The organism is Asticcacaulis sp. P4_H10, from assembly GCF_056400965.1.
In genome coordinates, this window is sequence record NZ_JBFUKH010000012.1 from 83,731 (window position 1) to 104,380 (window position 20,650).

Consider the following 20,650-nt stretch of genomic DNA (forward strand, 5'->3'; position numbering starts at 1 on the left):
CCGTAAACGGGGAAGGAAAACATTGAATTTATGAACTTAATTCCTTCCCCGTTTACGGGGAAGGTGGCAGTGAGCGGAGCGAAACTGACGGAAGGGGGGCGGAACTAAACAAGGAATTCGATATAAAGTCATCATGCGCTAGAGATCTCACACGCACGGCTACCCTACCCCCTTTAACCGATACCCGACCCCCGGTTCGGTCAAGATAAACCTTGGCTGCAACGGATCATCGCTCAGCTTCTCGCGCAGATGCTGGGTATGTATCCGCAAATAGGTATTGTCCTCCGCCCCGTGCCGCCCCCAGACCTCACGGATCAGCTGGGCGTGCGTCACCACCCTGCCCGCATTCTTCGCCAGCGCCACGAGCAGCCGGTATTCGATCGGCGTCAGCCGCACGGCCTCGCCATCCAAACTCACCGTCCGCGCCTCGAAATCGACCCGCAAGCCGTCGCGCTCGAACACAGCCGCCGTCCCCGCCGCATGCCGTGCCGCGTGGCGCAAGGCCACCTTGATGCGCGCAATCAGCTCGCCACCCGAAAAAGGCTTGGTCAGATAGTCATCCGCGCCCAGGTCCAAAGCCGCGATCTTGTCGCTCTCCTGCTCACGCGCCGACAGGACGATGATCGGCACCTGGCTCCATTCGCGGACCTCGGCGATGATCTCCATGCCGTCGCGGTCCGGCAAACCCAGATCGAGCAGGATGACATCCGGCCGGTGGGCGGTCGCCGCCTGCATCGCTTCGCGCGCCGTGGCGGCCTCGATCGGCGTCATATCGTGCGCACTCAATGTTGATCGCACATAGCGCCGAAGATCGGCCTGGTCCTCGACAATAAGAACGCGCGGATTTTGTACAGCCGTCATTGGCGCCCCACGGGTAAAGTAAACTGTATAACCGCGCCCGACGGCGCCGTTAGCGTCTCGGCTGTGATGACACCGCCGTGCGCCTCGACTATGCCCTTGCAGATCGCCAGCCCCAGCCCGCTCGTCTTGCCCGCCCGGTCCGACCGCTGGCCCGCCTCGAACGCCCTGAAGACATCCATCCCTTCCGGTAGTCCCGGCCCGGTATCGGCGACGCGCACCCGCACCCCGCCGTCATGGCGTTCAGCCATCACAGTAACCGTCCCATCCTCAGGCGTATGTCGCAAGGCATTGTCGATCAGATTGACCAGGACCTGCTCGATCAAAGCCCCGTCAATATTGACAAGCGGCAGGGTTCCATTGACGACCGTGCGGACATTACGCCCTGCCACGGCCGCCTTCTGCAGGGCCGCACCGATAATCTCCTGGATGAGGTAAGGCTCGGCCTTCAACCGCATCCGGCCCGAAGTCAGCGCCGCCAGCCGCAGCAGGTTCTCGACGAAATGCTGAAGCTGGTCGAGATGGCGCAGCAGGCCGGTAATGTCCTCGACCGTCTCGCGCGGCAGCTTCTTGCGGTTGCGCAGCATCTGGCCCAGGCCGCCCTTGAGCACGGCCAGGGGCGTGCGCAGGTCGTGGCTGACCGAGGCCAGCAGCGTGCTGCGCAGCTTTTCATTCTCGGCGTCGATGCGCGCCTGCTGGGCGTGCTCGCTTTCGCCTGCCCGCCTGAGCGCGGAGGCGATCAGCCCCGCAAACGCCTCCAGCCGCATCCGCCGCGCCGCCGGAATATCCGCGCCAGTCTCAAGCACGCCCATGACGGCCTTGTCGGCCACCATCGGCAGGAATAATCGACCATTGACGACGCGCGGCCCCAGATCGCCATCGGCCAGGCGCGCCTCATTGATGATCTCTCCGGCCTCGCCACCTGCGTCCGCTGGCCAGACCGTCACCGCCGGCATCCGCCGTCCGGCCTCGGCGATGATCTCGATCGGCCGGCTCAACGCCCCGAGCCCGCGCGCCAGGTCGTAAAGCGCGCGCGCCTCGTCCTCATTTTCCTGTGCCTTGCGGGCATGACGCGCCGCCCGCGCCGTCAGCGACCCGACGATCAGCGACGCCCCCAGCAGCAGCGCAAACGTGACATAGCTGCGGCGATCATAGGCGGCGAAGGAAAAATACGGCGCCGTGAAGACGAAATTATAGGCCAGCACGCTCAGGAGCGAAGTCCACACCGCCGGCGCCAGCCCAAGCCACGCCGCCGCGACAACCACGCCGACCAGGTAGATCAGCGGCACGGTCTCGGCCAGGCCCGCAGCTTTAAGCGGCAACCCGATCAACGTGCCCGCGGCGGCGATCGCGGCCACGCCCGCATAGCGCCTGATCATAAGCCATGGAAAGGACGAAGCCCCGAACGTCATGGCCGTCTCGTAGCACAGCTTATGCGCCGCGCCGAAAGATTTCAGGCCTGACATCGGCTGAAAGTGGTCCTCAAGGCGGCGTGCGGATGACAGCCAGCCCGCATGTTCGACCTCTACAGGTTTTGGCCACCATAACCCCGTTCACTCCATTGCCTTGCGGCCGCATTCGGCTAGGGTGTGGCGATTCAAGAAAGATACACGCCGCCCTCATGTTCAACCTGTTCCGCCCCAAGCTGACCTACAAATGCCACTGCTGCGGCGAAACCTATAAGGGCTCGCCGTCGTTCGCCTATCTGAAACCGGACGAAGTGTTTGCCGTGCCGGAGGACGAATATGAAGCCCGCGTCATGATTGACAGCGACATGTGCTGCATCAAGGCTGGTCCAGGTCAGGACGAAGACTTTCATGCCATTCGCGTCACGCTCGACATCCCCATACACGGCGTAGACCAACCTTTCTGCTACGGCGTATGGGTTACGCAATCGGAGGAAAACTTCTGGCGGTATGTGGAGACTTTCAATCGGGATCAGTCGGATATAACAACCTTCGGCTGGCTGACCGTCAGAATGCCGCACTATAACCGAAGTGCATCAGACGATTATCTGGAGAACCTCGGATGTAACGTTCACTGGGGCGTGGCCGGTCAACGCCCCAAGATCGTCCTGCACGAATGCGACCACCCGCTATACCACGACCAGCAAAACGGCATCAGCTGGAACGAGGCCATCCGCGTCGCCCAGGCCTTCCTGAAGTCGGTACACTAACGCAATGGCGCGTTTCACGGACATCTGGCGTGGTTTCCACGGCGACTGCATGCCGGTCAATCACATGCTCAAATATGAGAAGTCCGGCCTCTGGCAACGCTTTCATTCCCTGCCCGAGTCCCAGCGCTATGCCAATACCGACGACGAGATGGCCGTCGTCCTTTACCGGCACAACACCCTGGCCCGGGAGGTTCTCGGCGAAGGAACGCCGTGCTGGCTGATTGGCCATTCATATGCCTTCGACAAGGCGGAAACGACTGATGCCGACTGGCGGAACGAACACAAGGACCGGCCATACCTGCACGCGATGACCAAAGCGCATCACGTCGTCGATCCGGACGATCCGGAACAGGTCTTCGACATCTTCGCGGAGCCGACCGTCTGGCAAGGCGGCGGATTCGATGACGCCCTGCGCGCCATCGCCGACGACGAAATCAGCGTCATGTGGATGTCCGCGCGGACCGGTGCAATCCTGGCCCCCTACGATGGTGGTGTCGACCTGATCCTTCCTGACCTCGACACCCTGCGGGCGCTGGTCGTCGCCCATAGCGACTGGCTGTCATCGACCAAGGATGGATACTGACGCCGGAATTTCAGCCTCAGTCCGTCACTTCGATCGTCTTCACGACCTTGCCCGCAACATCCAGCATCTGGATCTGCGGTTCACCATTGGCGCCGACCAGCAATTGCAGGCGCGGCCGGCCCTTGGTGTCATTGAGCACCAGGGCCGATGCCCTGTCCCGCGTCGTGCCAAGATAGATGCGCGGCTGCCCCAACCGCCCCTCGTCGCCCAGACGCTGCCAATAGGCGCGGCGCTCAGGCGGTGCCAGCCTGCCCGCCTCGGCCATAAAGCCGCTCATGTCGGCGTTCGACGTGGTGGTAAAAGCTGGAACATCATTGATGATCAGCGACGAGCTCGACGTTGTCTCGGTATCGGAATGCGCGAGCTGCAAGGCCTGGTCCTGACGAAAGCGGTCGAAGGACAGGGCCAGGCCGGCGCGGACCTTGCCGTCGGCGGTCATGCGGCCGTTCTGGATCAAACCGCCGTTTTCGGTGCCTTCGTCATTGACGAACAACATGCCGGCCATGTTGGCGCGGTCCGGACGCGCGATTTCAACGCCCTTTTCGAAGCTGCCCGGAAACTGCGCGCGGTTGGAGATGATGACGCGTTTTGTGCCGTCGGGCTCGACGATATTGATCCTGCCGACGGTGATTTCATCGAAGTGCGCGTGGTTCGACGCCTTGGCGCCACACAGCAACGCCACCCCGCCGATAACAGCCGCCGACGTGACACAGCCCGCGAAAAAAGGGTGAAATTTGAACATGCTGCTCCTCCTGATTCATCATTTACATGAGAGGTACAGTAGGGCGCTACCGGTGGCCAATTACAGTTTGGTAAGCTCCCGCCGCGGCGGCTTCGCATCAACCTGTCATTGCATACAGGCCAGGCGCCGTCTATCCTCGCTGAAATGCAGGAGGAACCATGGCCGCGCTGCTCAGGATTGTTGACGAACATTTCGGCGGATCGAACCCCGGCCGCATCAAGGCCGTCGAGCTGCGGCTGGCCTCTGAACGCGTCACCGCGCGTGAGATCATCCGCCGCCGCGTCGAAGCCGAGGTCGCGGACCTCAATGCCCGCTGGGTGAAGACTGACAACGTCTCGCGCTCGTTCCTGGTAACGGTCGAGAGCGGCTCGGCCGAAGCCGTGCTCAATGCCAAACCTTCGTCCGGGCGTAAGCCGAAACAGATCGACGCCGGGGCCGAGGTCGAACGCGCCATCAAAGCCTATGCCGGCAACCGCTTCATCCTTCTGTTCAATGATCGCCAGCTCGAAGGGCTGGACGACGAAGTCGCGCTCATGCCCGACAGCGAAGTCGTCTTCCTGTTTCTGACCCCGCTCAAGGGTGGCTGATGGACTTTCTGCGCCGCCTTTTCGGCAAGACTTCTCCCGACCCGACCGACACGCCCGTTGCCGGGTCATCGTCCTCTAACGGTGAACAGGTTTTCACCCAGATCTGCCGCGAAACGCTTCATCGTGGCTACGGCATGTCTTCGCTTAAGGACGCGCCGCGCTGGCAGGCCCTGATGACGGAACCGCCCGAGGTCCAGCTTGCGACCCTGCGCGCCACGCTGAAAGTCGACACCAAAAAAATCCATAATGCGCTCAGGATCGCCAATCTTCATAACCATGCCGTCGAAGGCGCGCGCAATGTCGTCGCCGGAGAGTTGATGCAGCGCGCCCTGCCCTTTGACGACGCCGACCTGACCCTGATCGTCAAAAACTGGCCGAGCGAGGGCTCAGGCCTTAACCCGAGTTTTCCCGCCAAAACCCTTTTGCGCGCCGTTAAGATGCAGGCGGAACAGGCCCCCTTGTCGGCGAAACTGACGGCCGGCCTGAAACAGGTGCGCGACGCGGCCATGGCGCCGCGCTGGGAGAATGCCGCCCCGACAAAGGCCCTGGTCGAAATCGCCAATCGTATCGATGCCTTGCTCAGCCCCGCCACGACCGAGGCTCCCTTGCCCGCCGGAGCCTTCGCTGACAGCCTGAAGGATTGGCTGAAAACGATTGATTCAGATAAACAAACCTCGTGGCGAAACCTTCTGGTTTTGGCCGCCGAAGCCGGCGACAAGGCCAAGCCATCGCGAAAATGGCTCGACGGCGCCAAAACCGCGATCGCAGCCGTCGGCATGGACGCCGTCGAGGCCCGGACGCTGCATTGGCTCGACGCCACCACGCCCGATCCGTCCATCCTTGATCTCAGCCTCGACATCCTGAAAGGCCTTATCTGGGCAGCGGCGCTGATGCCGGGAGGAGACGTCGCCGGCGCGCTGGGCCGCTTCTGCGAAAAATGCTTCCGCAAGGTGCCGAACTACGGCGCACGGTCAGTCAAGCTCGGCAACGCCGTCCTGTGGACGCTGTCCGAACGCGCCCATGAGCCCATGGCGGCGGCCGAGCTGATCCGCCTGCGCGGCACCGTCAAATATCCGTCGGCGCGAAAGCTGATTGAGAACAGATTGTCTGAACTGGCTGACAAGACAGGACAATCGGTCGAGGCCCTGGAAGACATGTCACTGCCCGACTTCGGCCTGGACGGAGCCGGTTTACTTACCGCGAACCTCGGCGACGCCACCGCAACGATCCGTCTGACGGCGACGGACGTCGCCCTGTCCTGGGCAAACGCCAGCGGGGCTACCGTCAAGTCCGTCCCCGCCAGCGTCAAGACCGGCCATGCCGCCGAACTGACCGCCATCCGCAACCGCGCGAAGGAAATCGAAGCCGCCCGGTCGTCGCAGGTTCAACGCCTCGAAGCGTCGTGGCTTGAGGACCGGGCCTGGCGGTTCGCCGACTGGGCCAGGCACTTCCGCGACCATCCTCTGCGCCGCCCGATCGTCTCAACATTGATCTGGCGGGTTGGCGACACCGCTGTGATGACCGGCGAGGACGGCCTGCGCGACGTGTCCGGCAAGACGATCACGCCTGACGCCGACGCCGAGATCCGGTTGTGGCACCCGCTCGACAGCAAGCCGGACGAAGTGCTGGCGTGGCGGCGGCACATCGTCGAGCGCGGCCTGACCCAGCCGGTCAAGCAGGCGCACCGCGAAATCTATGTGCTGACCGACGCCGAACGCCACACCGCCGTCTATTCGAACCGCTTCGCCGCCCATATCCTGCGCCAGCACCAGTTCCGCGCCCTGTGTCAGGCGCGCGGCTGGACCTATGGGCTGATGGGCGGCTGGGACAGCTGGAACGTCCCGGAACGCCAACTGCCCAAGCTCGGCCTTACGGTTCAGTATCATGTCGAAGCCGTTGATAATGGACAGCATTCCGACGCCTATGTCGCCCTCCACCTCGCGACCGACCAGGTGCGCTTCCTCGACAGCCAAAACCAGCCCGTATCTCTGGTTGACGTGCCGCCGGTCGTCTTTTCCGAGGCGCTGCGCGATGTCGACCTGTTCGTCGCCGTCACCAGCGTCGCCAACGATCCCGGCTGGACGGATGGCGGGCCCGATGGACGCTTCGGCGGCTACTGGCGCGAATGGGCATTCGGCGACCTGGGCCAGAGCGCCCAGATGCGCAAGGAACTCATTGCCGGCCTCGCCCCTCGCCTGTCGATCCGCGACAAGCTCGAGGTCACCGACAAGTTCCTGGTCGTCACCGGCAAGCGGCAGAAATACGCCATCCATTTCGGTTCGGGCAACATCCAGATCCTGCCCGGCAACCGTTACCTGTGCATCGTCCCGGACCGCACGCCTGCCGAAGCCGACGGGCTGAAACTGCCCTTCACCGGCGACGGCACGTTGTCGACCATCCTGGCCAAGGCCTTCCTGCTGACCGACGAGTCGAAGATCACCGACAAGACCATCCTGACGCAATTATAGCCGAACGCCTAGTTCGCGCCTTCGACCGGAATCACCCAACCCAAAGGTCATCCCGTGACATCATTCCAGTCCCGCCCTTCCGCCTTTGACCTGACCGGCAAGACGGCGCTGATCACCGGCTCGGCCCAGGGGATCGGTTTCGCCATCGCGGAAGGTCTGGCCGCAGCGGGCGCGCTCATCGTCCTCAACGGCCGCTCGGCGGGCAAACTCGATGCCGCTGCCAGGGCGTTGCATGACACCGGCGCGGACGTCGTGACATCCGTTTTCGACGTCACCGACCCTTCGGCCGTGGCCGCTGCCATCGATGCCCTCGAAACGTCCGGCATAGCCCTCGACATCCTGGTCAACAATGCCGGCATCCAGCGCCGCGGCGCTTTGGAGGACTTCCCCGCCGAAACGTGGCGCGAGATCGTCACCAGCAATCTCGACAGCGTCTTCTACGTCAGCCAGGCGGTCGCCAGACACATGATCGCACGCGGGCGCGGCAAGATCATCAATATCGCCAGCGTCCAGTCCGAGCTGGCCCGCCCGACCATCGCGCCCTACACCGCCACCAAAGGCGCGGTCAAAAACCTGACCAGGGGCATGTGCGCCGACTGGGCGAAGCACGGCCTGCAGATCAATGCCATCGGCCCCGGCTATTTCGCCACGCCGCTCAACAAGCCGCTTTACGAAGACCCGGAATTCGACGGCTGGATCCGGAAACGCACCCCCGCCGGGCGCTGGGGCAGGCTCGAAGACCTGCACGGCGCGGCGGTCTTCCTGGCGTCACCGGCCTCGGACTTCGTCAACGGCCAGATCCTCTATGTCGATGGCGGGCTCACCTCAGTTGTATAACCCCCATGTTGCTACCTAGGCACAACAACATGGCGCTTGACGCCGGGTGCGGCTGCCTGCAAACACTTTGAAAAAACAGGTCAGCCAGGGAAGTATGGATGGACAGCCGGACGCCGCGAAAGATCGTCATACTGGGCGGAGGCACCGCCGGATGGATGCTGGCCGCGTCCCTGACCAAGGTTTTCAACACGCGTCAAACCTCCGTGCGCCTGATCGAGTCGGGTGAAATCGGCATTGTTGGCGTCGGGGAATCGACCCTGCCGCAGGTGCGCGATTTCAATACCTTCCTGGGCCTGGACGAAGTCGAGTTCATGCGCGAAACCAACGCGACCTTCAAACTGGCGATCGAGTTCCGCGACTGGGCACGCAAGGGTGACATCTATTTCCATCCTTTCGGCACCCACGGACAACCCATCGAAGGCGTGCCGTTCTTCCAGTGCTGGCTCAGGGCCAGGGCCCATGGCCACCACTTCAATGTCGACGACTTCTCATACCCCAGCGTCGCCAGCCGCGAACAGAAGTTTGAATTTCCGTCCGAAGACCTGACGTCGATCCGTTCGACCTATTCCTACGCTTATCATTTTGACGCCTATCTCTACGCCAGATATCTGCGGCGCTGGTCGGAAAAGCGTGGCCTCAAGCGCACCGAAGGCACGGTGGTCGACGTCACGCTCCACCCGGAAAACGGCTATATCAAGTCGCTGACCCTGGCGTCGGGCGAGGTCGTCAAGGGCGACGTCTTCATCGACTGTTCGGGCTTCCGCGCCCTGCTGATCGGCGAGGCGCTGAAGGTCGGCTGGGAAGACTGGGCGGACTGGCTGCCGTGCGACCGGGCGTGGGCCATCTCGTGCGGCCTCGACGATCAATACTTCGCCACGACGCGCTGCACGGCGCGCGAAGCCGGCTGGCAATGGCGCATTCCGCTTCAGAACCGGATCGGCACCGGTTATGTCTTTTCAAGCCGCTTCACCACCGAAGAGCGCGCACGCGAGGTGTTGCTGGACAACCTGGATGGTCCGGCGCAGGGCGATCCGCGCCTGATCCGGTTCCGCTCCGGCCGCCGCAAGACGTCCTGGTACAAGAACTGTATCGCGCTTGGCCTGGCCAGCGGCTTCCTCGAGCCCCTGGAATCGACCAGCATCTACATGTCGCAGATCGCCGTGAACTTCCTGATGCGCCTGTTCCCGGAACAGGAGATCGATCCCGCCCTGGCCGAGGAATATAACCGCCTGGTCGACATCGAATACACCCGTGTCCGCGACTTCCTGGTGCTGCACTACCACGCCTCGGGCGAACGCACCGGCGACCTGTGGAAGCACGTTCAGACGATGAAGCTGCCCGACAGCCTGTCCGAGAAGATGGACATCTTCAAGCGGCGCGGCCACATCCATCGCTACAAGGACGGACTGTTCTCGCCGGCAAGCTGGATCGCTGTCTATACGGGCCAGAGGATTTCGCCATGGGGCTATGATCCCCAGGCCGACAATATCGATCTCGACACCATGCTGAAGACCATGGGCGACCTGCGCGATCACATTGCGTCCAATGTCGCCACCATGCCGGGGCACTACGACTTCGTGCGCGACTACACCCATCCCAAAGGCGCCGCGCATGTCTGAGGCCAGCTCTATCCGTAAAATCGTCATCGTCGGACGCGACGAAGCGCTGTGGCTGGCCGCCAGCCTCCTGCGCGGGTCCTTCCATCGCACCGCGCTCGAAATCGTCGTGGTCGAGCTGCCGACGCAGCGCAGCTTCATCGACATCATCCCCACCTTGCGCAACCAGCAGGCCTTCCACAGCCTGTTGGATATCCCCGAAGGGCCGCTGATGGGGACTGCGCTGGCGACATTCACCCTGGGCCAGCGCTTCGCCGGATTTTCCGAAGGCGAGCCACCGTTTACACATGCCTATGGCACCTATGGCCCGGCGATCAACCGCGTGCGCTTTCACCAGTACTGGGTGAAGACACACCTGCAGGGACAGGCACAGGCCTATGACGCGTTTTCGCTGAACGCCATAGCCGCCAGCAAGGGCCGCTTCTTCGTGCCCGACAACGATATCGATGCGTTCGCCGAATGTGACTATGGCTATCATTTCGACGCCCTGGCCTATTGCCAGGTCCTGAAGCAGCTATTGCTGGCGCGCGGCGGCGTCACCCATATCGAAACCACCGCCCTTGGCGCCATCACGCGCGACCCGGCAAATGGCGATATCGCCTCCGTGCAACTGGCGAACGGCCATGCGATCACGGGAGACCTGTTCGTCGACGCGACCGGCGCCGACAGCCTGCTCCTGGGGCAAGCGATGCAGGCGCCGATGGCGTCGTGGACTCAGTGGTTTCCGTGCGACCGCATCATGACGGCGATCGGGCCGCCCCTCGGTCCCCTGCCCGCCTTCAGCCAGGTCCAGGCCTTCCGGTCGGGCTGGTCGATGATGACGCCGGTGCGCAATCGCACCGGCATCCAGCTTGGCTATAGCGGCGCCGAACTGAGCGATGCCGACGCCGCGCGCACGGCATCGAAACTGACGGGGCTGCCGCTGGCGCCCGATACCCATATCGCCGCCTGTGCGCCGGGGCTTCGTCAGCCCTGGGTCGGCAACTGCATCGGGATCGGTGAGGCGGCCGCCCGCTTCGACCCGATCGACAATGTCGGGCTGCAAAGCATCATGCTGGGGCTGTCGCACCTGACGTCACTCCTGCCCCTCGATCACGACATGGCGCTGGAACGCAGGGAGTTCAACCTCAACGTCACCTCGGGTCTGGAGCGCCTGCGCGACTACCAGATCTGTCACTACAAGCTGAACCGGCGTGTAGGCGAACCCATGTGGGACCACTGCCGCGACATGGCCGTGCCCGACGCCCTGGCCTACAAGATCAAGCTGTTCTCCGCACGCGGGCACCTGGTCGAATATGACGATGAGACCTTCGTCGAACACGACTGGCTGGCCCTGTTCTTCGGACACGGCCTCATTCCGCGCGCTTACGATCCCGTGGTCGACCAGACCCCGGACGCCGAGGTAACCCGGCACTTCCAGAAACGGCTTACCTTCATCAAGGAGAAGGTCGCCGACATGAAGCCGATGGACGCGTACTTTACCCACAGGGGATAAACGCCCCGGCTGAGGACCGCACGGTTAAGATTAACGCCAGTCCCTTATGATTTCTTCATTTTCGCAGTGCAGCACCCGTCACGAAATTTAACGTGGCGTTGTGCACATTGCGTTCACGGGGACGGCGTTCAATAGCCATGTTCCTATAATACCGTAAATTACAGTGTTTGCATTGCCTGCAGAGCGATACTCAACGCTGCCATCTGGAGATACAAATGAGCTCTTATTTCTTCCCTCAGATCGAGGGTCAGAAGACTGACGACAACATCACGGGCACGACAAGCGCAGACTCGATCCGCGCCAAGGCCGGCAACGACATCCTTAATGGCGGCACGGGTGACGATTTCATCACGGGCGATGCCGGTAACGATAATATCACGGCTGGCAAGGGCAATGACCGCGTTGATGGCGGTGACGGCAATGACGTCATCTATGCCCGCGATGGCGATGACATCGTGCTGGGCGGCGCCGGCGACGACAGGATCATGGGCGATGCCGGCAATGACTGGATCTGGGGCGGCACCGGCAACGACCTGCTGGCTGGCGGCGCCGACATGGACACCTTCCTGTTCGACTTCGGCGACGGCAATGACAAGATCGTCGATTTCGTATCGGGCACCGATCATATCGACCTTTCGGCCACGGGCCTCGCCTTTGCCGACCTGGGCATCGCCACCACGGCTTCCGGCACCACCGTCACCTACGGTTCGGACACCATCTTCCTGAAGGGCGTGGCCTCGGTCGCCGCTTCGGACTTCGTGTTCTAAAAACACACGCATCGCCGCAGGAAACGGGGAGCCTCACGGTTCCCCGTTTTTTTTTGCCGACAGGCAGACGCCTACCTCTTGAAGCGGTTCAACCTGAACCGCTCGCTTGGAAACCAGGCGGACGGTGAAACACCCGCGGCAATGTCCGCCAGTGCCTCTCCGATTGCAGGTCCGAATTTGAAGCCGTGTCCCGACAGGCCGACGCCCACTACGATACCGCGCAATTCATCGGGACGATCTATTATAAATCCGTCGTCCTGCGCCATGGGATAGAAACAGACGGTCGATTTCGGAGAACCGGCCAAGCCCGGAAAATACCGGCCGAGGAAGTCAACGACGCCGCTCGCGTCCGCTGCGTTTGGCGTGCGGTCCAGGTCAGCCGGGTCGTCTACACATTGCGATACGGCCTGATGCTGAGCCACCTTGACCTGGTTGTTGCCGTCGGTGGGAAAGCCGTAGAACAACGCCCCTTCCGGCGTATCGACGACAAAGGGCAAAAAATCACTTTCAATTGAAAAGTGCCGGCCCGGATCGTTGAACCAATGCAGGGTCTGGCGTTCGGCATGCAGAGCCGCATCAAGATTTGGGAGCAGTTGCGGCGCCCAACCTCCGGCAGTGACGATAATCTGATCGGCAAAAACAGACCCTTGCGACGTCCTCATCGCCTTCCCGGCCGGGTCGATCGCCAGACAGCGGCAGTTCGTTGCAATCGTCGCCCCGTGACTTTTGGCTTCGGCGAGCATGAGTGCAATCGCCCGTTCCGCCCACACAAACCCGCCCTTGGGATCGCACAACCAGTTCCATTCCTCCGGAACATCAAAGCCAGGATTGGGGGCGCAGGGCACCAACCCGACGTCGAGCTCCGCGCCCGTCCTGCTGGCCCCTGAAATATAGACGCCATTCGCCGGCCCGGTATAGCGCACACCCGTCTGGCAAAATACGTCCTCTCCGGTGCGCGCATTGAATTCCAGCCACAGATCTATGGCGCGCAGGACGAAGGGCACGTATTCACCCCCCTCGGCGTAAGCCGCCCGGACCAGGCGTGTCTGGCCGTGGGAGCTTCCCTGGGCATGCGGCGGTTCATAAAGGTCAATCCCCAGGGCATTGATCCCCCGCCTGGCGAGCGTGTTGAGCGTACTGGCTCCGGCAATGCCAAGTCCGACGACGACTACATCATAGTGGCTGTTATCCAACTTTTCCCCCGCCGTGCCTTTTTTACAACCAATGATCGTGCCCGACTAACATATCAATGTTACAGCTAGGAGGATATGATTATGGAACTTTTCGCATTTACCCAAACTCAGGTCACAGCGGCCTCAGCCCTGATCGCTGGTCTCTCGTTCGTGCTGACGTTGGTGAACATGTCCAACCAGGGAAGAATACGCGAACTGGAACAAATGTATGAGGTGACGCTCACGGTGTTTGATTTCAGGGACGCCTTGGAGCGCGTATTCAGGCTGGATGGCAAACCCTATGACACGTGGGACTCAGCCGACATGGACGCCGCCCATACCATTTGCTCACGCTTCCATCTGGTCGGCATCCAGATCCACCAGAAGCTATTTCCAGAAAAAATTTTTGCGCAGGCCTGGTATTACGCCGTGCCGACGACTTTCCGAATTTTGGCGCCTTACCTCGCTGAGATGCGCCGAAATCGCGACTATCGTTACTGGAGCGGCTTTGACTACCTAAAAATCTGCGTTGAAAAGAAAACCAGGAATTTCAGAGGCTTTGGCAATTTTCCTAAACCTTCCGGAACGACTCTGCGCAGCCGATTCAGGCCACTAGCGCCGTCGCGAACCACAGAAGCGGCGCCTGGCCGTGGAAGTCGCCCGTCAGGCGCGGACGGTTGAGGTAATAGTCCGGCTTGTCCGACTGCCCCGTCCCGACGCAGATTTCGCGTAAACGGCCGTCCGACTCGACATAGGCCGAAAGCGCCGACCACGCCTTCTGACAGGCCACCATATAGGCCAGATCCGTCAGGATACCGCGCCTTTGGCCCACCGCCATGGCATAGGCGAACATCGCCGTGCCCGACGTCTCCTTCCACGCATCCGGATAGTCGATCAACTGACGCCACATGCCGTCTTCGGCCTGGTATTTCAGCAGCCCCGCCATCATGCGCCGATAGGCCCCCATGACCGCCGGGTAATCCCCATGCGCTTCGGGCAGCACCGACAACAGCTCGGCCAGGCCCGCCGCCACCCAACCATTGCCACGCGCCCAGTGGAGCCGCGCCTCAGGGCCGTGGAAGAACAGGCCATTATCCCGCTGTAATCGTTCCATATACAGCCGCGCCATCAGCGCCGCCCTGTCGAGATATTTCGGGTCGCGGCTGGCGCGATAGGCCTGGACCTGGAGCGCGCCGATCATCCAGACATCGTCGATCCAGTAGCGCGCCTGCGCCGTCAGTCCATCGGGCGTGGTCGCTGTCCACTGGTTGTCGGCAAAGGCCAGCCCCTGGGCGCGCATATCCGCATTCCCCGTCTGGATCGCCAGTTCCAGCGGCAGCGCGCCGTAGATGCTGACGTCGACGTGGTTCCGCGTATTGCCGACTTCGTGGGCGTCCATGCGCTGATACCGCGCCTTGACCTGCGCCAGTAAGGCCGCATTGCCCGTGGCAGCCGCAAAGCGCGCCGCCCCGTAACCACAGGCGACGTCGCTATAGTGGACGCCCCAGTGATCTTTGCTTTTCAAAAGCCTTATGTCCTGCGCCAGCCAGGCGTCCGCCGCCTTTGTCCCGACCTCTTTCGGTGACGGCGATACGGGCACGGCCGGATGGCGAAAACCCGGCCCCTCCCCGGCCACGGCGCTTCCCGCCATGCACAGGCCGCTTGCCCCCAGCAAGACATCGCGTCTCGTCAGCACCATCGCCTCATCCTCCGTCGTCCCGCGCCCCGTTTGCCCGGAGTCATCCCGTCAGGAATGCACGAGGCAGGGGAATTTCCAAGCGGCAAATTTTGTCACCGGCTTCGCGTACCTTAAGGTCACGGATGAGGCCGCTACTGCGCGCGGCGATGGCGCCTCGCCAGTCTCACGAGGCGCAGGAGAGGCCCTCTTCGCCAAAATTCCACATTGATTTTTTCGCTCTGTCCTGCAACCCGTTACAGATGACAAGCCAGGGATACGATGAATGCGGAGCGATGTGAACGTCAAAACCGGTATAGCCGAGCTTGACGATGTACTGGGCGGCGGACTGATCGCCGACCGTGTTTATCTGATCCAGGGCGCGCCCGGCTGCGGCAAGACCACCCTGGCCATGCAATTCCTGCTCGAAGGCGTGCGCAGCGGCGAAACCGTCCTTTACGTTACCCTGGCGGAATCAAGAGATGAACTGCGCGCCAACGCCGCGTCGCACGGCTGGGACGTGAGCGGCGTCGATTTCTGCGAGATCATAGCCGACGACCTCAATCCCGAATCCGACCAGAAATACACCATGTTCCACCCGGCCGAGGTCGAGTTGGATGAAACGACGCGCATCGTCATCGCCCATATTGAAAAGGTGAACCCGAGCCGGGTCGTCATCGACTCGATGGCCGAGATCAAGCTGTTGTCGCAAAACACCCTGCGCTACCGCCGCGAAGTCCTGGCGCTCAAGACCTTCTTCCAGGGCCGCAAGTGCACGACCCTGTTCCTTGACGACAAGACGGCCAGCCATGAGGAAGACCGTCAGTTGCAGAGCATCGCCCACGGCGTCTTCAACCTCGAACAGCTGGCGCCCGAATACGGCGCCGAACGCCGCCGCCTCCGCATCACCAAGTTCCGGGGGCGCAGCTATCGCGGCGGCTATCACGACTTCAGCATCACCCGGGGCGGCCTGTCGATCTTCCCAAGACTTGTCGCCAGCGAGCATATCCAGACACCGGACCACAGTCAGCTGTCTACCGGCGTCGCGGAACTTGACGCCATGCTGGACGGTGGTATCGAACGCGGCACCAGCCTGTTGCTGCTCGGGCCAGCGGGCGCGGGCAAATCCACCCTGGGTCTCGAATTGGCCCTGGCCGCGGCCAAGGCCGGCGAACGCGCCGCCGTCTTCACGTTCGACGAACGCGTGGAGACCGTGCGCCATCGATCGCGCGGCATCGGCCAGGACCTGGAAACGCAGCTTACGGCACGCACTATCACCGTGCAGAGCATCGACCCGGCGGAGCTGTCGCCCGGTGCGTTCGGCCACAGCGTTCGCTCCGCCGTCGAGGGCAATGACGGCCATGCCCCAGCGCGCGTCATCATCATCGACAGCCTGAACGGCTATCTGCACGCCATGCCGGAAGAAAACTTCCTGATGGCGCAGTTGCATGAGCTGCTGACCTATCTGGGCCACCGCAATGTCGTTACCGTTCTGGTCGTTTCCCAACACGGCCTGCTAGGCACAGCGATGCACTCGCCGATCGACACCAGCTACCTGACCGACGCCGTGATCCTGTTCCGCTACTTCGAAGCCGCCGGCGAGGTCCGGCAGACACTGTCAGTTGTCAAGAAGCGCACCGGCGCGCACGAACGGTCGATTCGCGAATTCCGCATCGACAGCCAGGGTATCCGCATCGGTTCGGCGCTGCGCGACTTTCAGGGCGTCCTGACCGGATCACCCGTCTACACGGGCCAGCCGTCAGGCCTTATCAATAGATGACAAAGGGTATCGATCCGCAATCGCTTGTCCTGGTCCTGGCGCCAACGCCGCGCGACGGCGCCACGACGCGGCAGGTCCTGATCGACAACGGCATTGGGGCCGAGCTGTGCAGCGGCATTGATGAGCTGTGTGCCGGGATCATGGCCGGGGCCGACGCCGCCATTATCACCCAGGAAGCCGTCCTGGCCAACCAGGCGGCCCTGACCCAGGCCCTGACCTCCCAGCCATCCTGGTCGGACTTTCCGCTGATCGTGCTGACGCCGTCGTCGATGCAGTCGCCGGAGACCATCGTCGCGCTGGAAAGCGTCGGCAACATGACCCTGGTGACGCGGCCCATATATATCGCCGCTCTGCTCTCGTCGGTGCGCTACGCCTTGCGCGACCGCGACCGACAGTACCGCCAGCGCGACAACGAAGAGGCCCTGCGCCAGGCCGTCGTCGCCGCCGAGGCCGCCAATGTCGCCAAGACCGAATTCCTGGCTAATATGAGCCATGAAATCCGCACGCCGATGAACGCGGTCATCGGCCTGTCGCACATCCTGGCCAGGTCTGAACCCCTGACCGAAAAACAGGCGCAGTTCATCCAGACCCTGCACATGAGCGCCGAACAACTGCTGGCCCTGATCAACGACCTGCTCGATATTTCCAAGATCGAGGCACACGCCATCGTCCTGGAACAGATCGAATTTTCGCCTGGGGCGCTCATCGATGACATCGCCGCGATGATCGAGGTCCAGGCGCGTGAAAAGGGCCTGAAGCTCACCTGCGAGTACTACGACATCGGCGACGCCAAGGTCGTGGGCGACCCGACCCGCCTGCGTCAGGTTCTGCTCAACCTGTGCACCAATGCGCTGAAATTCACGCCGTCCGGAGGCATCACCATCACCTGCGGCAAGGTCACACGCATGGACGGGCCGGAAATGCTGGAGATTACGGTCTCAGACACCGGCGTCGGCATCGCCCCGCAGAAGCTGAACACCATCTTCGAGAAGTTCGTCCAGGCCGACACCAGCGTTACGCGGAAATATGGCGGCACGGGGCTGGGCCTGGCCATCACCAAGACGCTGATCGACATCATGGGCGGCACGATCAATGTCGAAAGCGTCGAGGGTCAGGGCTCACGCTTTTCGGTGCGCCTGCCGCTGCGGATGGCGGCCGGAACCTCGCTCGACGCCGCACTCGAAGACACGGCCGAACCGCTTGACGCGCGCGGCCAGACCATCCTGCTGGTCGAGGACTCACCGGCCAATGTCGTGGTGGCGGCGAACCTGCTCGAAATCTACGGCTACGGCGTCGATGTCGCCGAACACGGGGCGGCGGCGCTCAAGAAGCTGGCGAACGGCACCGAATATTTCGCCATCCTGATGGACGTGCAGATGCCGGTGATGGACGGGCTGGAATGCACGCGCCGCATCCGCCAGGCCGAGGCCGACACGGGCAAGCCGCACATGCCGATCATCGGCATGACGGCGCACGCCCAGGCGTCGGACCGAGAAAAATGCTTCGCGGCCGGCATGGACGCCTATCTGGCCAAGCCCTTCAACCCGCGCGACCTGCGCAAGCTGCTGGTCGAGATGGGGTAACATAGCCCCTCTCGACCTTAACCAAGAGTTGTGGCAAGGTTACACGCGGCGGGGGCACAAATGCAAAGCATTGACTGGGAATTTCTGGGATGGATACTGGGCGGCCTCATGACCGTTCTGGCTTCGGTGTCAGCAGCGTTCGCCGCCTGGGCCAATATGCGCACTGCCGACCGGCAACGTATAGAAAACCAGTCTGAAACCTTCTTTTTCTTCCGTGACCGCTATACCAGCCCGGAAATGCATACAGCGCTTGGCGATCTCATAGCTTGGCGCAAACGGCACGGCGACCGCTTCCTTGAGGCCTGGATCGATGAACGCAACAGGCAAACCGAGCTGGGAGAGCGTATCGACCGCGCCCGGCGGCACGTATCTCGCTACTTTATCGACGTCGTCCGCCTGCACCGATCAGGCTTCGTCAGCCTGAAGCTGGCGAGACTGGTCACCGCCAACAGCGGGTTTAACATTCTGGTCGAAATCTGCGAGCCGCTGAACCGCCATGCGGCAAGCCACTACTCGAAAGCCTATGCCGACGGATTGCGGAAGATCCGCACCAGCTATACTTCGGGCGAACTGGACTGAACGACTCTGCCCTCATTGCCGAATATTTGCGGAATCAATGGTTAATCGCTTGGCAAGTGTTATTTATGTTTTGTTATCATGCTTGTGCTAACGTCTCGACTATACTAAGCGTTGTCTGGCACATAAAAATCAACGAATCGAAGAGGACCTCTGAATGCGCAGACCCTGGATTCTTCGTCCCAAGCAAACCCTTCTGGCCGGTCTTCCGGCTTAGTTATGCCTCCTGCGGCCGCGTTTCAGGCTTAAGAAAGCAGCGTCTTGCGGGGCAACGGCATCTATTTCCGTACCGGTGACTCACGGGACTCGACATCAAGAAGTCGCCGCCATGCCAGGCGGATATTCAGATCGTAATAGGCCTGGGCGACCTCACGCTCATTCTCAGGCGCTTTGCTATTGGCTTCTTCGATCATTCCAATCGCTTCACGCAGTTCCACGGCTTCATTTGAAAACGCGACCTTGATCATGCCCTTCAGGTCGAGAAAAGGCGTGTTGTCTTCGTTCTCAAGGTCCCGCGCCTTCTCGATAAGGTCCTCAATACGCGTCTTGAGTGTATCTTGCTCTGCCTCGGCTGCCGGAAGGCCGTAGCAAGCCTGCTCGACCAGAAAATTGGCGAGATTGAACGACACGGCCTTGACCAGTTCCGGCGGCAAATCGTCTTTGTCACGTAATATTCTCTCGCTCGCCTCAATTGCGAGTTCGAGATTTCCGCACGCTTGCAGCATAAGCGGAACGCTCCAGACATCATATTCCTGCGCCTTGCCAACGATAGGGGTACCCATGGCAATCTTCAACCAGTCCAGTGCACGGCGACGCGCGCGTTCACGATCCTCCTCATGGTCGGTCATGAGCGCAAAGTAACCGTCGAGCAGGTAGCCGTGACGCGGGGATTCCTTGGCGACCTTGTCGATCTTACTGGCAACCTCCTGCAGCTTCCTATTATTGCGGTCAAGACCCGCCAGCCGCTCGCCATTCACCAGCAACCATTTGCGGATGCTTCTTCCTTCTTTTGGAAAACTCCGGGCAGATGCCCAGGCAGGCACATAGTTGTAGATGGTCTTTTGCAGCGCCTTGCGCCAGCGCTTGTCGATTGCCCACCGCTCCTTGATCATGTCGCGCAGAGTCTCGCTCATGACATCGACCGCCTGCAGCGTTTCGGCAAACATCGACATCATGCGGTCCAGACGATTGTCATGGATGCCCTGCGGCTTGTAAGTCAGGTCGTGGGTCTTCGCCGCCCATGCATCGTGCAGCATCGTCTTGATTTGCACCTCGCAATACAATCCGCGATGCGCCGTGTGTTCACTGAGAAAATCAATGTGCCGCGCATAGTACCCGCGCTCTTTCTTTTCAGTACTCCCACCATCGCCGACATACTTGCCTTTCAGCGCGTCGGCCATGAACTTGTAAACGACATCGATCTGGTCCGGGTAGTAGACGACAACCGTTATGCCGATGACGTCCGTTATATTCGCCAGACTCTGACCTTCCGCCAGTTTCTGCGCTTTTTTTGCAATCTTTTCCGGCGCCTTGCAGTCCTTGAACGTCAGGTTGGTTTTCGCCTGCTTGGACTGCCGTGTGTAGGTCGTACGAACGACTTCGGCGCCGAGTTGTTTCTCGGCTTCGGCAACGACCTGTTTTACAGTTCCCAGAAGTTTGGCGTATTCGGGATGCTTTTCATTCAGGAAACTGTTTACGTCTTCGACAGTGTAATTTTTCACGCCCGCCCCGTCAT

At 61.6% G+C, this 20,650-nt stretch carries 18 protein-coding genes; 12 read left to right on the forward strand and 6 right to left on the reverse strand.

Annotated features, from left to right (window positions below):
- Positions 1-159: 159 nt before the first annotated feature.
- Both AC1DON_RS20800 and AC1DON_RS20805 read right to left on the reverse strand, forming a co-directional pair.
- On the reverse strand, positions 160-861 hold the full coding sequence (locus AC1DON_RS20800) for a response regulator (RefSeq protein ID WP_476936741.1): 702 nt from the start codon (positions 859-861) through the stop codon (positions 160-162).
- Positions 858-2,324 (reverse strand): sensor histidine kinase, encoded by a 1,467-nt coding sequence (locus AC1DON_RS20805; protein ID WP_476936742.1) that lies wholly within the window; start codon positions 2,322-2,324, stop codon positions 858-860. Before AC1DON_RS20805 ends, AC1DON_RS20800 begins: the two co-directional genes overlap by 4 nt.
- A gap of 155 nt (positions 2,325-2,479) precedes the next feature.
- Here AC1DON_RS20805 and AC1DON_RS20810 point away from each other — a divergent pair, with 155 nt between their 5' ends.
- Together AC1DON_RS20810 and AC1DON_RS20815 are read left to right on the forward strand one after the other, a co-directional pair.
- Positions 2,480-3,034 carry a DUF2199 domain-containing protein gene (locus AC1DON_RS20810; protein WP_476936743.1) on the forward strand — a complete coding sequence of 185 codons (555 nt, stop codon included), beginning with the start codon at positions 2,480-2,482 and terminating at the stop codon, positions 3,032-3,034.
- 4 nt (positions 3,035-3,038) lie between these two features.
- Positions 3,039-3,617, forward strand: a complete 579-nt coding sequence (locus AC1DON_RS20815) for a DUF3885 domain-containing protein (RefSeq protein WP_476936744.1) — start codon at positions 3,039-3,041, stop codon at positions 3,615-3,617.
- Between the two features lie 16 nt (positions 3,618-3,633).
- On the opposite strand, the gene AC1DON_RS20820 is transcribed toward AC1DON_RS20815, so the two are convergent.
- Positions 3,634-4,359, reverse strand: a complete 726-nt coding sequence (locus tag AC1DON_RS20820) for a hypothetical protein (RefSeq protein ID WP_476936745.1) — start codon at positions 4,357-4,359, stop codon at positions 3,634-3,636.
- A 158-nt stretch (positions 4,360-4,517) separates the two neighbouring features.
- Between AC1DON_RS20820 and AC1DON_RS20825 the strand changes: the two genes are divergently transcribed.
- The 6 genes from AC1DON_RS20825 to AC1DON_RS20850 all read left to right on the forward strand — a co-directional run bounded on the left by AC1DON_RS20825 (position 4,518) and on the right by AC1DON_RS20850 (position 12,129).
- Positions 4,518-4,946, forward strand: coding sequence for a hypothetical protein (locus tag AC1DON_RS20825; protein WP_476936746.1), 429 nt, complete (start codon positions 4,518-4,520; stop codon positions 4,944-4,946).
- The gene (locus AC1DON_RS20830; RefSeq protein ID WP_476936747.1) at positions 4,946-7,414 is read left to right on the forward strand and encodes a DUF4132 domain-containing protein; all 2,469 of its coding nucleotides are present in this window, start codon (positions 4,946-4,948) and stop codon (positions 7,412-7,414) included. The genes AC1DON_RS20825 and AC1DON_RS20830 overlap by 1 nt, the downstream gene beginning before the upstream one ends.
- Positions 7,415-7,468: 54 nt before the next feature.
- Complete coding sequence (locus AC1DON_RS20835; protein WP_476936748.1) at positions 7,469-8,251, forward strand: SDR family oxidoreductase; 783 nt, start codon at positions 7,469-7,471, stop codon at positions 8,249-8,251.
- 98 nt (positions 8,252-8,349) lie between these two features.
- Positions 8,350-9,870 (forward strand): tryptophan halogenase family protein, encoded by a 1,521-nt coding sequence (locus AC1DON_RS20840; RefSeq protein ID WP_476936749.1) that lies wholly within the window; start codon positions 8,350-8,352, stop codon positions 9,868-9,870.
- Entirely contained in the window at positions 9,863-11,362 is a 1,500-nt protein-coding gene (locus AC1DON_RS20845) for a tryptophan halogenase family protein (protein ID WP_476936750.1), read from the forward strand. The genes AC1DON_RS20840 and AC1DON_RS20845 overlap by 8 nt, the downstream gene beginning before the upstream one ends.
- A 215-nt stretch (positions 11,363-11,577) precedes the next feature.
- On the forward strand, positions 11,578-12,129 hold the full coding sequence (locus tag AC1DON_RS20850; RefSeq protein ID WP_476936751.1) for a calcium-binding protein: 552 nt from the start codon (positions 11,578-11,580) through the stop codon (positions 12,127-12,129).
- 71 nt (positions 12,130-12,200) lie between these two features.
- Here AC1DON_RS20850 and solA read toward each other — a convergent pair whose 3' ends face one another.
- Entirely contained in the window at positions 12,201-13,322 is a 1,122-nt protein-coding gene (gene solA / locus AC1DON_RS20855) for an N-methyl-L-tryptophan oxidase (RefSeq protein ID WP_476936752.1), read from the reverse strand.
- An 81-nt stretch (positions 13,323-13,403) separates the two neighbouring features.
- Between solA and AC1DON_RS20860 the strand changes: the two genes are divergently transcribed.
- Positions 13,404-13,982 carry a DUF4760 domain-containing protein gene (locus AC1DON_RS20860; protein ID WP_476936753.1) on the forward strand — a complete coding sequence of 193 codons (579 nt, stop codon included), beginning with the start codon at positions 13,404-13,406 and terminating at the stop codon, positions 13,980-13,982.
- Here the strand turns inward: AC1DON_RS20860 and AC1DON_RS20865 are convergent.
- Positions 13,906-15,000: a glycoside hydrolase family 88/105 protein gene (locus AC1DON_RS20865; RefSeq protein WP_476936754.1), complete on the reverse strand. Its 1,095-nt coding sequence runs from the start codon at positions 14,998-15,000 to the stop codon at positions 13,906-13,908. The two genes, AC1DON_RS20860 and AC1DON_RS20865, sit on opposite strands and share 77 nt — an antisense overlap.
- A 262-nt stretch (positions 15,001-15,262) precedes the next feature.
- Between AC1DON_RS20865 and AC1DON_RS20870 the strand changes: the two genes are divergently transcribed.
- From AC1DON_RS20870 to AC1DON_RS20880, 3 genes are read left to right on the forward strand one after another with little or no spacing between them, the layout of a single operon-like run.
- Positions 15,263-16,756, forward strand: coding sequence for a DUF7125 family protein (locus tag AC1DON_RS20870; RefSeq protein WP_476936755.1), 1,494 nt, complete (start codon positions 15,263-15,265; stop codon positions 16,754-16,756).
- Entirely contained in the window at positions 16,753-18,339 is a 1,587-nt protein-coding gene (locus AC1DON_RS20875) for an ATP-binding protein (protein WP_476936756.1), read from the forward strand. The genes AC1DON_RS20870 and AC1DON_RS20875 overlap by 4 nt, the downstream gene beginning before the upstream one ends.
- 60 nt (positions 18,340-18,399) lie before the next feature.
- Positions 18,400-18,918 carry a hypothetical protein gene (locus AC1DON_RS20880; protein WP_476936757.1) on the forward strand — a complete coding sequence of 173 codons (519 nt, stop codon included), beginning with the start codon at positions 18,400-18,402 and terminating at the stop codon, positions 18,916-18,918.
- A 275-nt stretch (positions 18,919-19,193) separates the two neighbouring features.
- On the opposite strand, the gene AC1DON_RS20885 is transcribed toward AC1DON_RS20880, so the two are convergent.
- Positions 19,194-20,636, reverse strand: a complete 1,443-nt coding sequence (locus AC1DON_RS20885) for a hypothetical protein (protein WP_476936758.1) — start codon at positions 20,634-20,636, stop codon at positions 19,194-19,196.
- Positions 20,637-20,650 lie beyond the last annotated feature (14 nt).